The 15,371-nt window shown below is 73.9% G+C and carries 13 protein-coding genes; 8 read left to right on the forward strand and 5 right to left on the reverse strand.

Features of this window, described 5'->3' with window-relative positions:
• Both VK640_16475 and VK640_16480 read left to right on the forward strand, forming a co-directional pair.
• A partial coding sequence (locus VK640_16475; protein ID HTE74773.1) for an AAA family ATPase occupies window positions 1-1,632 on the forward strand: 1,632 nt, incomplete at its 5' end.
• Window positions 1,633-1,845: 213 nt separating this feature from the next.
• The gene (locus tag VK640_16480) at window positions 1,846-3,027 is read left to right on the forward strand and encodes a glycosyltransferase family 4 protein (GenBank protein HTE74774.1); all 1,182 of its coding nucleotides are present in this window, start codon (window positions 1,846-1,848) and stop codon (window positions 3,025-3,027) included.
• Here the strand turns inward: VK640_16480 and VK640_16485 are convergent.
• A complete protein-coding gene (locus VK640_16485) occupies window positions 2,990-3,886 on the reverse strand; it encodes an NAD(P)-dependent oxidoreductase (GenBank protein HTE74775.1) in 897 nt (298 codons plus the stop codon). The genes VK640_16480 and VK640_16485 overlap by 38 nt on opposite strands.
• A gap of 73 nt (window positions 3,887-3,959) precedes the next feature.
• On the opposite strand from VK640_16485, the gene VK640_16490 reads away from it, so the two are divergent.
• Entirely contained in the window at window positions 3,960-5,672 is a 1,713-nt protein-coding gene (locus tag VK640_16490; protein HTE74776.1) for an MFS transporter, read from the forward strand.
• Here VK640_16490 and VK640_16495 read toward each other — a convergent pair.
• Genes VK640_16495 through VK640_16505 form a run of 3 tightly spaced genes read right to left on the reverse strand, consistent with a single transcriptional unit; the run spans window position 5,660 to window position 8,314 of the window.
• The gene (locus tag VK640_16495; protein ID HTE74777.1) at window positions 5,660-6,661 is read right to left on the reverse strand and encodes an ATP-binding cassette domain-containing protein; all 1,002 of its coding nucleotides are present in this window, start codon (window positions 6,659-6,661) and stop codon (window positions 5,660-5,662) included. The genes VK640_16490 and VK640_16495 overlap by 13 nt on opposite strands.
• A complete protein-coding gene (locus tag VK640_16500) occupies window positions 6,658-7,467 on the reverse strand; it encodes an ABC-2 family transporter protein (protein HTE74778.1) in 810 nt (269 codons plus the stop codon). The genes VK640_16495 and VK640_16500 overlap by 4 nt, the downstream gene beginning before the upstream one ends.
• On the reverse strand, window positions 7,460-8,314 hold the full coding sequence (locus tag VK640_16505; GenBank protein HTE74779.1) for an ABC-2 family transporter protein: 855 nt from the start codon (window positions 8,312-8,314) through the stop codon (window positions 7,460-7,462). The genes VK640_16500 and VK640_16505 overlap by 8 nt, the downstream gene beginning before the upstream one ends.
• A 76-nt stretch (window positions 8,315-8,390) precedes the next feature.
• Between VK640_16505 and VK640_16510 the strand changes: the two genes are divergently transcribed.
• The gene (locus VK640_16510; protein ID HTE74780.1) at window positions 8,391-9,197 is read left to right on the forward strand and encodes a trypsin-like serine protease; all 807 of its coding nucleotides are present in this window, start codon (window positions 8,391-8,393) and stop codon (window positions 9,195-9,197) included.
• Here VK640_16510 and VK640_16515 read toward each other — a convergent pair.
• Window positions 9,179-10,135, reverse strand: coding sequence for an A/G-specific adenine glycosylase (locus VK640_16515; protein HTE74781.1), 957 nt, complete (start codon window positions 10,133-10,135; stop codon window positions 9,179-9,181). The genes VK640_16510 and VK640_16515 overlap by 19 nt on opposite strands.
• A gap of 124 nt (window positions 10,136-10,259) precedes the next feature.
• Between VK640_16515 and VK640_16520 the strand changes: the two genes are divergently transcribed.
• From VK640_16520 to VK640_16535, 4 genes are all read left to right on the forward strand, one after another.
• Window positions 10,260-11,411 (forward strand): chemotaxis protein CheB, encoded by a 1,152-nt coding sequence (locus VK640_16520; protein ID HTE74782.1) that lies wholly within the window; start codon window positions 10,260-10,262, stop codon window positions 11,409-11,411.
• Window positions 11,408-12,835, forward strand: coding sequence for a CheR family methyltransferase (locus tag VK640_16525; GenBank protein ID HTE74783.1), 1,428 nt, complete (start codon window positions 11,408-11,410; stop codon window positions 12,833-12,835). The genes VK640_16520 and VK640_16525 overlap by 4 nt, the downstream gene beginning before the upstream one ends.
• Window positions 12,832-13,242: a chemotaxis protein CheW gene (locus tag VK640_16530; protein ID HTE74784.1), complete on the forward strand. Its 411-nt coding sequence runs from the start codon at window positions 12,832-12,834 to the stop codon at window positions 13,240-13,242. Before VK640_16525 ends, VK640_16530 begins: the two co-directional genes overlap by 4 nt.
• Before the next feature lie 186 nt (window positions 13,243-13,428).
• On the forward strand, window positions 13,429-15,156 hold the full coding sequence (locus VK640_16535; protein HTE74785.1) for a DUF222 domain-containing protein: 1,728 nt from the start codon (window positions 13,429-13,431) through the stop codon (window positions 15,154-15,156).
• Window positions 15,157-15,371: the final 215 nt, after the last annotated feature.

The following is a 15,371-nucleotide window of genomic DNA, read 5'->3' on the forward strand; positions in this document are numbered from 1 at the left end:
GCGGGTGCCGCCGAGGGGGCGATCGACGCGGCGAGCATCCTCAAGCCGATGCTGGCGCGCGGTGAGCTGCAGACCATCGGGGCGACGACGCTGGACGAGTACCGCAAGCACCTCGAGAAGGACGCCGCCCTCGAGCGGCGGTTCCAGCCGATCCAGGTAGCCGAGCCGACGCTCGCGCACACCATCGAGATCCTCAAGGGTCTGCGTGACCGCTACGAGGCGCACCACCGGGTGTCCATCACCGACGGTGCGCTTGTCGCGGCTGCGACGCTCGCCGACCGCTACATCTCCGACCGGTTCCTGCCGGACAAGGCGATCGACCTGATCGACGAGGCCGGCTCGCGGATGCGTATCCGCCGGATGACCGCGCCGCCGGACCTGCGCGAGTTCGACGAGCGCATCGCCTCGGTCCGCCGGGACAAGGAGTCGGCGATCGACGCGCAGGACTTCGAGAAGGCCGCGTCGCTGCGCGACCGCGAGAAGACCCTGCTGCAGGAGAAGGCGCAGCGCGAGAAGGAGTGGAAGGCCGGCGACATGGACGTCGTGGCCGAGGTCGACGAGGAGCTCATCGCCGAGGTCCTCGCCGTCGCCACCGGCATCCCGGTCTTCAAGCTGACCGAGGAGGAGTCGCAGCGCCTGCTGCGCATGGAGGACGAGCTGCACAAGCGGGTCATCGGCCAGGAGCAGGCGATCAAGGCGCTGTCCCAGGCGATCCGCCGCACCCGTGCCGGGCTCAAGGACCCGAAGCGCCCCGGTGGGTCGTTCATCTTCGCCGGCCCGTCGGGCGTCGGCAAGACCGAGCTGTCCAAGACGCTGGCCGAGTTCCTCTTCGGCGACGAGGACTCGCTGATCCAGCTCGACATGTCGGAGTTCTCCGAGAAGCACACCGTGTCGCGGCTGTTCGGCTCGCCTCCCGGCTACGTCGGCTACGAGGAGGGCGGCCAGCTCACCGAGAAGGTGCGCCGCAAGCCGTTCTCCGTCGTGCTCTTCGACGAGGTCGAGAAGGCACACCCGGACATCTTCAACTCGCTGCTGCAGATCCTGGAGGACGGTCGGCTGACCGACTCCCAGGGCCGGGTGGTCGACTTCAAGAACACCGTGATCATCATGACCACCAACCTCGGCACCCGCGACATCTCCAAGGGCTTCAACCTCGGGTTCGCGGCCAGCGACGACGTGAAAACCGGCTACGAGCGGATGAAGGCGAAGGTCCAGGACGAGCTCAAGCAGCACTTCCGCCCGGAGTTCCTCAACCGCATCGACGACATCGTGGTCTTCCACCAGCTCACGCCGGAGGAGATCATCACGATCGTCGACCTGATGCTGGCCAAGCTCGACGAGCGGCTGCGCGACAAGGACATGGGTCTCGAGCTCACTCCGGCGGCCAAGGAGCTGCTCGCCAAGAAGGGCTACGACCCCGTCCTGGGGGCCCGACCGCTGCGGCGCACCATCCAGCGCGAGATCGAGGACGTGCTCTCCGAGAAGATCCTCTTCGGCGAGGTGCGACCCGGCCAGATCGTGCTGGTGGGCACCGAGGGCGAGGGGGACGAGGCCGGCTTCACCTTCGTCGGCGAGCAGAAGGCCACGCTGCCCGACACCCCGCCGGTCGAGACGGCGACGACGCAGGAGTAGCCCAGCCGGCCACCCAGCAGGCTGGCCTACGGCCGTACTGACAGCGAGGGGCCCGTCCGGAAACCGTCCGGGCGGGCCCTTTCGTCGTGCGTCCGAACCGGGTGCTGGCCCCGCGCGTCTCATAAGCACCAGCGCAGCACCAGGCCCGCACATCCCCCGTGAGCCGGGCGCGGCGCGGGCGGTGGGGGTGGTGCCTCGACTGGTGAGGTCGGCGTGCACATCAGGTTCCTGCTCATGGACGCGTTCTCGGTCGGGGGCACGATCCGGGTGACGTTCACGGCGGCGTCCGCACTGGCCGACCGGCACGAGGTCGAGGTGGTGAGCGTCTACCGGCGGCGGCCCGGGCCACGACTGCCGCTCGACCCGCGGGTGCGGCTGCGGGTGCTCTCGGACGAGCGGGTCCCGCAGCTGCCGACGTCGGAGCCCGACGGCCGCCTGGAGCGCGGCCTCGGCCGGCTGCCGAGCGTCCTGGTGCCGTGGTCCGAGCGTCGCTACCGCAGCTTCTCGGCACGGACCGACCTGCGGCTGGCGCGTTACCTGCGCGGCCTGGACGGGGGAGTGCTGGTGAGCACCCGGCCGGGGCTGGCGGTCGCGACCGCCAGGTGGGCGCCGCCGGACGTGGTCCGGGTCGCGCAGGAGCACGTCTTCCTGGCCAACCACCCGAGGGCCCTGCGCCGGGCGATCCGCCGGACGTACGGCCGTCTCGACGCGGTCGTCACCCTCACCGAGCGCGATGCCGTCGACTACCGGGCCCTGCTGGGCACCGGGGCGCGGACTGCCACCCAGGTCGCCTGCATCCCGTCCGCCGTGCCGTCGACGAATGCCCGGTCGACGCACGGCCGCAAGGTCGTCGTCGCCGCCGGCCGACTGGTGCCCGCGAAGGGGTTCGACCGGCTGGTGCCGGCCTTCGCGGCGGTGTCCGCGCGGCACCCCGACTGGTCGCTGCGGATCTACGGCACCGGCGGTGAGCGGTCGCTGCTCGAGGGCCTGGTGCACCGGCACGGCCTGGAGCGCAACGTGCAGCTCATGGGCCACGCCGGGCACCTGGACGAGGAGCTCGCCGAGGCCTCGGTCTTCGTGCTGAGCTCGCGCAACGAGGGCTTCCCGATGGTGCTGCTCGAGGCGATGTCGGTCGGGGTGCCGGTCGTCAGCTTCGACTGCCGCAACGGGCCGGCCGACCTGGTCACCGACGGCGTCGACGGCCTGCTGGTGCCGCAGAGCGACGTGGTGGGCCTGGCGGAGGCCATGTGCCGGCTGATCGAGGCGCCCGGCTGGCGGCGCGAGATGGGCCAGGCGGCGCTCTCGACGGCGGCCACCTATGCCCCGCACCGGATGGCGACCCGGTGGGAGGAGCTGCTCAGCGACCTGGCGGGGCGCTCCGGGCGATCTCGATGACGGCGCTCTCGTTGACCTCGCCGAGCCCGGCGGCGAGCAGCTCGTCGAGCCGGTCCAGGGCCACCCGGCCGAACGCCGGCTCGACGCCGAGGCCGTCGGCGAGCGCCACGCCGTAGGCGGTGTCCTTGCGCCGCAGCCGCCCGGAGAACACCACGTCGTCGTGGTGGCTCGCCGCCACCATCCGGCGGGTGTTGCGCACGACCTGCGGGCTGGCCGCCTGGCTGGTCGCCACCGCGTCCGCGACCTGCTCGAGGTCGAGGCCGGCTTTCTCCGCGATCGCCAGCAGCTCCGCGGCCGCGGCGATCTGCACCGCCCCCATGAGGTTGATCGCCAGCTTGTACGCGTTGCCGCTGCCGACCGGGCCGAAGTGCAGCACGGCCTCCGACATCGGCTCGAGCAGCGGCCGCGCCGCGGCCAGGTCGCCGGGGTCGGCGCCGACGAGCAGCGTCAGCTCGCCGGCCGCCGCGGCGTCGGGCAGCCCGGTCACCGGGCAGTCGAGGAAGCGCAGCCCGTGCCGGCCGGCCGTCCCGGCCAGCTCGACCAGCCACTCGTGGGACAGTGTCGAGCAGTCGAGGGCGAGCGTCCCGGGCGCCGGCTCACCGGCGAGCACGCCGTCCGGGCCGAGCCACACGGACCGGCTCGCCTCGTCGTCGCTGACCATGACGACCACCGCGTCGACCCCGCCGTCCGAGGCGACCGCGTCCCGTGGCGTGTCGGCCCGGCCGGCCCCGCGGGCGACCAGGTCGTCGTCCTTGCCCGGCGTGCGGTTGACGACGACCAGCTCGTGCCCGGTGCCGAGCAGGCGACCGGCCATGCCCCGGCCCATCCGCCCCAGCCCCACGAACACGATGCGTGCCATGACGTCACCCTAGGAGTCGCTCCGGAGGAATCTCGTCAGCGCCGACGGCCACTGTCGGCAGTACGGTGCGACGGTGTCTGGCCGCCGGCTGGGAGAGCGCGTCCGGGGAGGGGCAGCTGCGTTCCGCGGCAGCTGGCACAACCCGGCCCTCCGGCGCGCTCAGCTCTGCTTCGCCGGGGCATGGACCGCGGAGTGGGCGTTCACGGTCGGACTCGGCGTCCTGGCCTTCGAGCGCGGAGGCGCCGCGGCGGTCGGCGCGGTCTCCCTGCTGCGGATGCTGCCGGCGGCGTTCGTGACGCCGTTCGCCTCTGTCTACGGCGACCGGTGGCGGCGGGAGCGGATCCTGCTGGTGGTCACAGGCGGCCGTGGCGTCGCCCTTGGGCTGATGGCCGTCCTCGCGTGGCTCGACGCCGCTGTCGCCGTCATCTACGCGCTCGCGGTGGTCGCGACGATCGCGGGGGTGCTCTTCCGGCCGGTCCACTCCGCCCTGGTGCCGTCGCTGTGCCGGACTCCGACCGAGCTGACCGGGGCCAACGTCGTCCGCGGCATGCTCGACTCGCTGTCCACCCTCCTGGGTCCCTTGCTGGCCGCGGTCCTGCTGGCCGTCAGCGGGCCGGGCGCCGTCTTCGCCGCCTGCGCGGTGGCGTCCTTGTGGGCGGCCTGGCTGATCGCCGGGGTGATGCCGGAGGTGATGGCGACGGGCGAGGCAGACGCCACGGCGGAGCCGGCCGCCGCCCCGGCAAGCGTGGTCGCCGACCTCGTCGAGGGGCTCCGGGTGATCGGGCGCGACCGACACCTGACGGTGCTCGTGGTGCTCGCCGAGGTGCAGACGCTGATGCGTGGGGCGCTGACGGTGTTCTCCGTGGTGGTGGCCATCGACCTGCTCGACATGGGGGAGTCCGGCGTCGGCACCCTCAACGCCGCGGTCGGGACCGGTGCTGTGCTCGGCTCCCTGGCCGTCTCGCTGCTGGTGGGCAACCATCGCCTGGCCCGGTGGTTCGGTGCCGGCGTCGCGCTGTGGGGGCTGCCCATGGCACTGATCGGCGTCATCCCGGTGCGGGAGGTGGCGCTCTTCCTGCTGCTCTTCATCGGTGTCGGGAACGCGCTGGTCGACGTGGGGATCTTCACGCTTGTGGCCCGGCTGACCCCGACGACGATGGTGGCCCGGGTGTTCGGCGCGATGGAGGGCGTCGGAGCGCTCACCGTCGGGGTCGGTGCCGCCCTCACCCCGGTCGCCATCCACCTGCTCGGGATGCGGGGCGCGCTGGTCGCGATCGGGCTGGTCAGCCCGGTGCTGGTCGCCGTGTCCTGGGCGAGTCTGCGCCGGCTGGACGGGTCCATCGAGCGCCGGGACCACGAGGTGGACCTGCTCCACGCGGTTCCGATGCTCGCCGGGCTCCCGCTGCCGGCGGTCGGGGAGCTGGCCGTCGCGCTCGAACCCGTCACGGTGCCGCCGGGGCAGGTCGTCTTCGCCCAGGGCGACCTGGGCGACCGGTGCTACTTCGTCGAGTCCGGGTCCGCCGTCGTCATCGGAGACGGGAAGGAGGTCACCGAGCTGGGCGCGGGAGAGATGTTCGGCGAGATCGCGCTGCTGCGGCAGGTGCCGCGGACGGCGACGGTGCGGGCGGGCTCGGAGCTGCACCTGCAGGCCCTGCGCAGCGAGGCGTTCCTGCCGGTGGTGACCGGCTACCGGTCCAGCGCCGGCCGGGCGACCGCGGACGTCGACGCGCAGCTGGACCGCTTCGCTCCGCGCGGGTCGCGGCCCGACGATTCTCAGGACGTGTAGAGCCTGCGGACGACGTCCTCGATGTCGGGCTCGGTGACGGTGAGGTCGCGCAGCGGCACCCGGGCCGCGACCGCGGCGACCACGTCAGCGGCCGTCGTCTCGTCCGGCCGGAAGGCCAGGTGCTGGCGCATGCCGTCGGCCTCGACAGCGCGCAACGTCGTGCCGGGGACGTCCGCCAGCGGTGGGCCGGGTGCGACCAGGTCGACCACGACCACCCGCTCGGCGCCGACCCGGCTGACCAGGCCGGCGAGCGGCCCGTCGAACACCAGGTGACCGTGGTCGACGACGAGCAACCGGTCGCACAGCCGCTCGATGTCCGGCAGGTCGTGCGTCGTGAGCAGGATCGTCGTCCCGCGCTCCCGGCGCTCGCGGACGAGGAACGAGCGCAGGGACTCCTTGCTCAGCAGGTCGAGGCCGATGGTCGGCTCGTCGAGCAGGAGCAGGTCGGGGGAGTGCAGGAGGGCGGCGGTCACCTCGCCGCGCATGCGCTGGCCGAGGGAGAGCTGGCGGACCGGTGTGTCCAGGAAGGGACCCATGTCGAGCAGGTCGACGCACTCGTCCCGGCGAGGCTCCCACGCCTCCCGTGGCAGCCGGTGCACGGCCCCCAGCAGCCGGAACGAGTCGCGCAGCGGAAGGTCCCACCACAGCTGGCTGCGCTGCCCGAACACCGCTCCGATGCGGCGGGCCAGCCGGGCCCGCTGACGGGTCGGCTCCAGCCCGCACACCCGCAGCGAGCCCGAGGTCGGCACGAGGATGCCGGTGAGCATCTTGATGGTCGTCGACTTGCCCGCGCCGTTGGCGCCGATGTAGCCGACGCACTCGCCCCGGCCGATGGTGAAGGACACCCCGTCGACCGCGGCGACCCGGTGCCGGGTGCGCCGGAAGCCGCCGGCGCTGCGGTGCACGACGAACTCCCGTCGCAGCTCCCGGACCTCGACCACCGGGTCGGCCTCCTGCCGGGCGGCCGGTTCCGTCTCGGCCCGGGTCACGAGCCGGTTCCGACGTAGCGGCGCAGCCCCGTGCGCCAGGTCAGCAGGGACAGCGCCACCGCGACGGCGGCGACCGGCACCGACGACCAGGACAGCCAGTCAGGCCAGCCGAACGGCTCGGGCCGGCCGAGCAGGGCGAGCGTCGGCAGGTATGCGACGAAGCCGACGGGCAGCACGAAGGTGAAGAACCGGCGGATCGCGGTGCCGAAGACGGTGAACGGGAACGAGGACAGGTAGTTGCCGCCGTAGGTGAACGCGTTGGTGAACTCCATGCCCTCCACGACCCAGAAGCCGATCGTCGACGTCGCGACGAAGATCGCGCTGAAGATGGCCGCGCCCGCGAGCGGCGTCACGACGGCGAGCAGGACCCGCGCCGGGGTCCAGTCCACGTCGACGGCGACCAGTGCGACGACGAGCACGGCCACGCCGGTGCCCACCCGGCCGAGCCGGCGCAGCGAGAAGTCGCTCGTGACCAGCTGGCCGAGCGGCGAGAGCGGCCGCAGCAGCAGCGCGTCGAAGGTCCCGGTGCGCACGTAGAAGGGCAGCTGGTCGAGGTGGCCGACGACCAGGTCGGCGATGCCGAAGGAGAGCACCGACAGGCCGTAGATGAGGGACACCTCGGCGAAGTCGAAGCCCCCGAGGTCGTCGACCTGGTGGAAGACGGCGTACACCTCGACGAACTCCACCAGCACGATGAAGACCTGCGACACGACCTCGACGGCGAACGACGTGCGGTACGACGCCTGGGCGGCGACCCGGGACCGGACGATCTGCCGGTAGGCCGCGGCGACGGTGGGCTCAGCCACCCTGCAGCACCAGCTTGCGGGTCGCCCGCACCAGGACGACGCGGCCGAGCAGCAGGACGCCGACGGCCCAGGCGACCTGGGCGAGCACCAGGCCGGCCGCCGCACTTCCGTCGGCCTGGCCGGTGACCAGGTCGATCGGCGTCTGGACCATCGAGGGGAAGGGGGTGGCGTAGGCGACCGCCTGCAGCCAGGCGGGGAAGAAGTGCACCGGCACCAGGTGCCCCCCGAGGACGCCGGAGGCCAGTACGTACAGCATCGCGACACCGCGGATCTCCACCAGCCAGAACGCCGTCAGGTTGACGAGGAAGCGGCAGCCGAAGGACACGACGACGGCGAGCAGCAGGGACACCGGCAGCAGCGCGAGGGCGGTCGGGTCGCTGGGGACGTACAGGCCGTAGACGAGGGCACCGAAGGCGAGCGGCACGAGCGCGCGGGACAGCAGCGACCACGCGGCGCGGCCGAGGTCGGCGGCCAGCCAGGCGAGCTGCAGGTCGACCGGGCGAGCGAGGTCGACCGCGATGTCCCCGGTGCGGACCCGGTCGGCCAGCTCGGTCCACGAGAAGATCATCACGAACGCGATGAGGCCCTGCGAGACCCAGGTGTAGGTCGAGAGGGAGGCGGCGTCGTAGCCCGCGACCGTGCCGCCGGCCGACTCCGCGACGGCGAGCAGGATCGAGAGCTTGATGACGCCGAAGACGGTGTTGGTGAAGACCCCGGCGGCCGCCGCCAGGCGGTAGGTCGACCAGCGCCGGAAGCCGGCCGCGGCCAGCGCGACGTACGGGCGCAGAGCCGTCGGGCCCTGCGACGGCTGGTCCCCGGCGCGAGGGAGGGCGGCGGGCAGCGACACAACCGCAGGAGACTAGCGAAGCCGGATGACGTACGGTGCGAAGCAGACATATCGCCGACATCCGAGGTGGGTCACCGTGGTCCAGCCGCCCGCGCTGCACGTCCTGCACCGTCTGCACGTCCTGCACCGTCTGCTCGTCCTGCCCGTGCTGCTGGTCCTCGCCGCGGCGGGCCTGGTGGGTGCAGGCCCGGCCTCGGCCATCACCGGCGGTACGCCGACCGGCGCGAGCTACGGCAACGTCGGCGGGCTGGTCAGCCCGACGCAGTACTCCGACGGCACCTGGCTCTACTGCTCCGGAACGCTCATCTCGCCGACGGTCGTGCTGACGGCGGCCCACTGTGGCGAGGAGGGCGAGCGGGTGGAGGTGACCTTCGACCCGGCCTACGAGGACGGGGACACCACCTACTCCGGCACCTTCCACGCCGACCCGGCCTACCCCGGCACCTCGGCGGACTCGCACGACATCGCCGTCGTGGTCCTCGACAAGGCCGTCAAGGGGATCACGTCGGCCCTGCTGCCGACTGCGGGCTCGCTGTCCGGGCTCTCGTCGTCGCAGACCTTCACGTCGGTGGGCTACGGGGCCTACGAGGTGACGAACTCGCCCGGCGGCCACCAGTATCTCTACGACGACGTGCGCCAGGTCGCGACCGGCACCCTGAACGCGGTCAACAAGACCTGGCTGCGCATCTCGATGAACGCGGCGACCGGCAACGGCGGCACCTGCTACGGCGACTCCGGCGGCCCGAACTTCCTCGGCAGCACCGACGTGGTCGCCGGGGTGACCATCACCGGTGACGCCGTCTGCCGGTCGACCAACGTCGTCTACCGGACCGACACCGAGTCGGCGCGGGCGTTCCTCGACGACTACGTCGTCCTGCCGTAGCCGGCCAGCCCCGGCAGCACGTAGCCGTCGGGGGTCTCGTCCACCAGGCCGTCGTGCAGCAGGCCGGCCAGGGCGCGCTCGCGCTGGACGCGTTCGGGCCAGGCCGCGGTCAGCGCGCGCGCCGGCACGGGTGCGTCGGCCGACCGCACGACCGCGAGCAGCCGGCCACGGGCCTGCCGGTCGGTGCCCTCGAAGCGGTGGGTGCGGCGGCGGGGCCTTTCGCCCGTCGACGGCGGGCGCCCGGCGAGCAGCCACGCGCAGCGGTCGGCGACCGGGCAGCCCGGGCAGGCGGGGGAGCGCGCGGTGCAGACGAGGGCGCCGAGCTCCATCACCGCGACCGCCCAGCGGGCCGCGAGCCCCCGGTCGCCCGAGTCGTCGCCGGGGAGCAGCGCCTCGGCCCGCCGCCGCTCTGCCGCGGTGACCGCCGGCGCCGCCGCCGCCTCGCCCCCGACCAGCCGGGCCAGCACCCGGCGCACGTTGGTGTCGAGGACGGCGTGCCGGGCCCCGTGGGCGAAGGACGCGACCGCCGCGGCGGTGTAGTCGCCGACGCCGGGCAGCCCGCGCAGGTCGTCGTACGTCGTCGGGAGCTCGCCACCGTGCCGGGTGACGACCTCGGTCGCGGCCGCGTGCAGCCGCAGCGCCCGTCTCGGGTAGCCCAGCCGCCCCCAGGCCCGCACCGCCTCACCGGCCGGCTCGGCGGCCAGTGCGGCCGGGGTCGGCCAGCGGGCCAGCCACTCGCGGTAGACCGGCTCGACCCGCGCGACCGGCGTCTGCTGGAGCATCACCTCGCTGACCAGCACCGCCCAGGGCGAGGTGCCGGGCCGTCGCCACGGCAGGTCTCGGGCGTGCGCGGCGTACCAGGCCAGGACCGGCCGGTGCAGCCGCGCCGGGTCGACCGCAGCCAGGGGCGCTGCGGGTCGGGACGGGCGCGCGGGCATGACCGTCGGATCCTCGCACGCGCTCAAGTGGGAGGCCGGATCTGACGACCTCTCCGGCAGAGGTGCGGCAGCCCGAGCAGCCGGGCGGCCGCCCCTGTCCGCGAACCGAGAGGCGCCCTTCCTGATGTCCACCAGCGGAGCCCGGGTCGTGGCTCCGGGGAGCACCGCGCTCGTGGTCGTGGTGGTCGCCGACAGCAGGACGCGCACCCGGGCGTTGAGGGGGCTGCTGTCCGGCCCCGGGTTCGTGGTGGCGGCCGAGGTCTGCACCGCCGCCGACGCCGAGTCCGCGGTCGAGGAGCACCGGCCGGGCGCGGTCCTGGTCGACCTGGACCCGGCCGACGGCGGCATCGAGGCCATCGAGCGGATCATGGGCACCCGGCCGACCCCGGTCGTCGTGTGCGGCAGCCTGGTCGAGCACTCGAAGGCCGCGCTGGCTGCCGGTGCGGTCGACGTGGTCGGTGCCCTCGACGCCCTCCCCAGCTCGCCGCAGTACGCGACCGCGCTGCGTCGGCACCTCCGGGTCGCCAGCAGGGTCCGGGTGATCACCCACCCGCGCAGCCGGCTGCGGGCCCGCGGTCTCGAGGCCGGCCCTGGCAGCCCAGGTAGCCCTGGCGGCCCGTCGCCGGTGCGCCCGGCGTCGACGGCAGCCCACGACCTGCCCGCCCCCGACCCGATCGCCGGCGCCCGCCGGCTGGTCGTCGTCGGCGCCTCCACCGGCGGCCCGCCGGCGCTGGCCACGATCCTGGCGGACCTCCCCCCGGACCTGCCGGTGCCGGTGCTGGTCGTGCAGCACATGGCCGACGGCTTCGTCGAGGGGCTGGCCGACTGGCTCAACGGGCTCTCGGTCCTGCCCGTGGAGATGGCGGTGCACGGCCGCCGTCTGGGACCCGGCCGCGTGCACGTCGCCCCCGCCGGGGTCAACACCGTGCTGCGGCCCGGCCTGCGGGTCGAGCTGCGCACACCGCCGCCCGGCCAGTTCCACGTCCCCGGGGTGGACGCGGCCTTCACCAGCGCGGCCGCGGTCTGCGGGCCGACCGCCGTGGGCGTGCTGCTGACCGGCATGGGCCGCGACGGCGCCGAGGGGCTGCGCCACCTGCACGAGGCCGGCGCGCTCACCATCGCCCAGGACGAGCCGAGCAGCGTCGTGTGGGGGATGCCGGCCGCCGCCCTCGCGCTGGGCGCGGTGCAGGTCGAGCTGCCGCTGAGCCGGATCGGTGCCGCTCTCGCAGCCGCCGTCGCGCAGCCCGAGACCGACCCACGGCCGGTGCGGTCATGACCGGCTTCCCCGACGCCGACTTCACGGCGGTCCGCGACTACCTGCGCGACCATGCCGGGCTGGAGTTCGACGCGGCCCGCCGGGCCGGGCTGGCGGCCGTCGTCGCCGACCGCCTGCGCAGCAGCGGCGCCCCCAGCGTGCCGGCCTACCTGGCGTCGCTCGCCGGCGAGTCCGGCGCGCCCGAGCGCCAGCGGCTGCTGGACGCAGTGACCGTGCAGGAGACCCACTTCTTCCGCAATCCGCCGCAGATGGAGGTGCTGCGCCGCCGGGTGCTGCCCGAGCTGCTGCGTCGAGCCGCCGGGCGTGACCGGCCGCTCACCATCTGGAGCGCAGGCTGCTCCACCGGCGAGGAGCCCTACACGCTGGCGATGCTCCTGCTCGAGCTAGCCCCGGGCGCCGGCGGCCGGGCCCCTGCACGGGTTGTCGGCACGGATGTCTCCGCCGAGGCCCTCCGGGCGGCCGACCGGGCGACGTACACCGGACGGACCGTCGACGCGATGCCCACGCTCGTCCGGGACCGATGGATGGAGAAGCGACCCGGCGGGTCGCTCGCCGTGCGCGACGAGGTGCGCCGGCTGGTGGACCTGCGGCTGCACAACCTGGTGTCCGACCCGGCGCCGTTGGCGCCCGGGGAGGTCGACCTCGTCGTCTGCCGCAACGTCACGATCTACTTCGGGCGGGACACCACCAGGCTGCTGATGGGGCGCTTCCACGACGTCCTCGCCGAAGGCGGCTACCTGCTGCTAGGGCACTCCGAGACGCTGTGGCAGGTCAGCGACGCGTTCACGCTGGTGCCGGTGGGCGACGCGTTCGTCTACCGCCGGACCCACCAGACCCGGCGCCGGTCCGCGCCGCGGCTGGCCCGGAAACGGCGTGGCGTGGCCCAGGCGCCGGCGGTGGCAGCAGCGGCTCCGCTGCGGGTGCTGGCCCCGATCGTGCGCGCGGCGGTGCGACCGGTGCCGGCCGCCGTCGGGCAGCCGTCCCACACGGACGCCGCCCTGGCGGCGCTGGCAGCGGGCGACTACCCTTCCGCCGCCCGGCACGCGCAGACCGCGCTGGAGACCGACGCCCTGCTGCCCGCGGCGTACGTCGCACTCGGCCAGGCGCGGACCGCGCTCGGCCAGGACGCCGGTGCAGTCGACCCGCTGCGCAAGGCGGTCTACCTCGACCCGGCGGCCGGGCATGCCCACTTCCTCCTCGCCGGCGCCCTGGCCCGGCTCGGTCAGCACCAGGCCGCCGCCGTCTCCTACCGCGCTGCTGCCCAGACGCTCGCCAAGGCGCCACCGAGCGCGGTCGCCGGCCTGCTCGACGGCCGCGACGTCGGCGAGCTCACCGCGCTGTGCCGCCAGCTGGCCGAGCAGTCCGAGCGGGTCGCGACCGCCGGTTCTGGCATCGTGGCCTCGACCCCGGGAGGTGGGTCGTGAGCGGGTTCGTGACCTTCGTGGTGGAGGGCCGCACGCTGGCCGGCCGGCTGGACGAGGTGCGCGAGGTCGTCCGTGCCACCGGCATCGAGCCACTGGCCGGTGCCCGCGCGCCGGTCACCGGGCTGCTGGTGCTGCGCGGCCAGCCGGTGCCGGTGGTCGACCTGCGGTCCGGCTCGGTCGACGACGACACGACCGGCGACGTGCTGGTGCTGGAGGTCGCCGACGGCGTCCTCGGGCTGGCCGTGGACGAGGTGGTCGCCGTGCTCGGCGAGGAGGAGCTCGTCCCGGCCGAGGGCCAGCGCGGTGTGGGTCTGCCGGCGTACGTCCTCGAGGTCCGTCGTGAAAGCGCCGGGGCGCCGGTGTTCCTCGTGTCGCTCACCGCCCTGGCCGGCCTGGTCAGCGCCTGAGGTCTCCCGCGCACTGAGCTCGCCCTCGCCGCCGGGGGCGTCGGCTGCTGCTGCGTGGCTGCGCCCGCCGGCGCCTCCGTTCGTCCTGCACAGGTCTTCTACGACGTCGGCGAGGTGCGGTAGAATCGAACATACGTTCGAATCAGAGGTGATGCGCGCATGGGGTCGTCGGCACCGTCCCGGGCTGTGCTCCGGCCTCGCGGGTCGGGTCATCCCCTCGGGTCGCCGAGTCGTCGCCGGCCGGACCCGTGGACTGACTGGCCGCCGGACGTCGCGCTGGCGCCCGAGCCGGAGCTGACCCTCGACTCCCAGGCCGACCCCTGGCCGGACCTCCCGGTCCACGACGAGCCGTCGGACCTGTGGGACGTGGTCGCTCCGTTCCCTGACGACCTCGATCGAGCCGAAGGTGGCGGCGCGCGCGGAGCCTGGGTGACCCCGGGGATGGTCGAGTGTGCCGCGGACGGGCTGCTGGACCCGCGTTCGGCGTTCGACGTGCTGTCCGACGTGGACCTGGCGTCGTTGGACGGGCCGTCGCGGGTGGACGTCGTGCGCGGGCTGGAGCGGCTGATGTCGGTGCTGTCGGGCTGGCAGCAGTGGGCGATCGCCGGCGTGGCCGACGCCAGCGCCGACCTCGGGCTCGACCGGGAGGAAGCCCGGCACGAGATCGGCGCTGCGCTGCACCTGGCGCCGGTGACCGCAGGACAGCGAACCGCAGTGGCCGTCGCACTGCGAGAGCGTCACCCCGACACCCTGGCGGCATTGTGCGAGGGCAGGGTGTCCTGGCGGCAGGCGGCCAACCTCGTCGACGGCCTGGCCGACGTCCCTGACGCAACGGCAGACGCGGTCGAGAGTCAGCTGCTGACCCGCATGCCCGGGCAGACGGCGTCCGAGACGCGGCGTGCCGTCCGCGACGCTGTGGTCCGCATCGATCCGCGAGCGGCCGCCGACAAGCTGACGGCGGCCACGCGCGACCGGCGCATCGACCGGATCGACCAGGCCGACGGCACCCGCGCGTGGTGGTCGCCGTTCGCACCCGACCTGGAGCACGACCTGTGGAGCGCACTCACCCGCCGCGCCCAGGCCCTGCGATCCGCGCTCCGCTCCGCCGACCCGGCCGCCGACCTCCCGAGCCTCGACGCGCTGCGGGTCGATGCCCTCGGCCACGCCATCCTTGGCCGGACAGTTCCCGGTGCCGCCACGCCGGGCAGGACGACGCCGGGCATGACGACGCCGGGCATGACGACGCCGGGCATCACGACGCCGGGCACGCCGATGCCGGGTGTGACGCCGGCAGCCCTCTCAGGCATCACGACGCCGGCCGATCCCACAGCCGTGCCCGTGTCGGTCACTCCAGGGCCGCTCCAGTCCGATGACGGCACGACGCAGCGCCAGCCGCAGCCGCAGCAGCAGCGTGTGCCGCGCTGCATGTGCGGTGGAGCGCAGACCGCAGCCGTGGTGGTCGACCTCCCGACCCTGCTGAACCTGGCCGACAATCCCGGGCACCTTGCCGGGTACGGCACCATCCCGGCCGGTCTCGCGCGCGCCATGGCAGCCGATCGGGACTGGGTGCGCTGGACCACCGAGCCCGGCACCCGGCACCTGATCGACCGCGGTGCGGAGACGTACCGCCCCAGCGACCCGCTGCGCGCCTTCATCATCGCCCGCGATCGGGTGTGCGGCTTCCCTGGCTGCCACCGGCCCGCCAGGGAGTGCGACTGCGACCATGTCGTCGCCTACCGGACGCCCGACGGACGCACCGTCGAGGTCAATCTCGGCCCGCTCTGCCGACAGCACCACAACGCCAAGACACACGGTCGGTGGCAGCTGCGCTACGACCCGGTCGCGCGGACCAAGACCTGGCGCAGTCCGCTCGGAAAGACCTACGTCACAGGGACTGACCCACCGCTGGCCTGAGCGTCTGGCGAGCAGATGGGCGACTGGTCCTGCTCGCGCTGACAGTTCTATGCGCGGGCTGCGCTGGGTTTCCGCCGCATGCGACGAACCCTTCCGCCGCATGCGAGTGAGACGCTGCCGTCATGGACCCCGCAGACCTCGTGGCACAGCTGCGCGCGGCGGGCTGCGTCTTCGCGGAGGAGGAGGCGCGGGTGCTCCAGGACACCGCAGCCGAC

The sequence above is a fragment of the Actinomycetes bacterium genome (genome assembly GCA_035489715.1).
Lineage (GTDB): Bacteria > Actinomycetota > Actinomycetes > JACCUZ01 > JACCUZ01 > DATHAP01.

What these genes read in the sequence shown, in the direction of transcription:
- VK640_16485 (HTE74775.1), bottom strand. Translation starts at nt 3,886, where the DNA reads ATGGCACGCATCGTGTTCGTGGGGCTGGGGCGGATGGGCCGGGGCATG.
- VK640_16515 (HTE74781.1), bottom strand. Translation starts at nt 10,135, where the DNA reads ATGCCCGCGCGCCCGTCCCGACCCGCAGCGCCCCTGGCTGCGGTCGAC.
- VK640_16520 (HTE74782.1), top strand. Translation starts at nt 10,260, where the DNA reads ATGTCCACCAGCGGAGCCCGGGTCGTGGCTCCGGGGAGCACCGCGCTC.
- VK640_16525 (HTE74783.1), top strand. Translation starts at nt 11,408, where the DNA reads ATGACCGGCTTCCCCGACGCCGACTTCACGGCGGTCCGCGACTACCTG.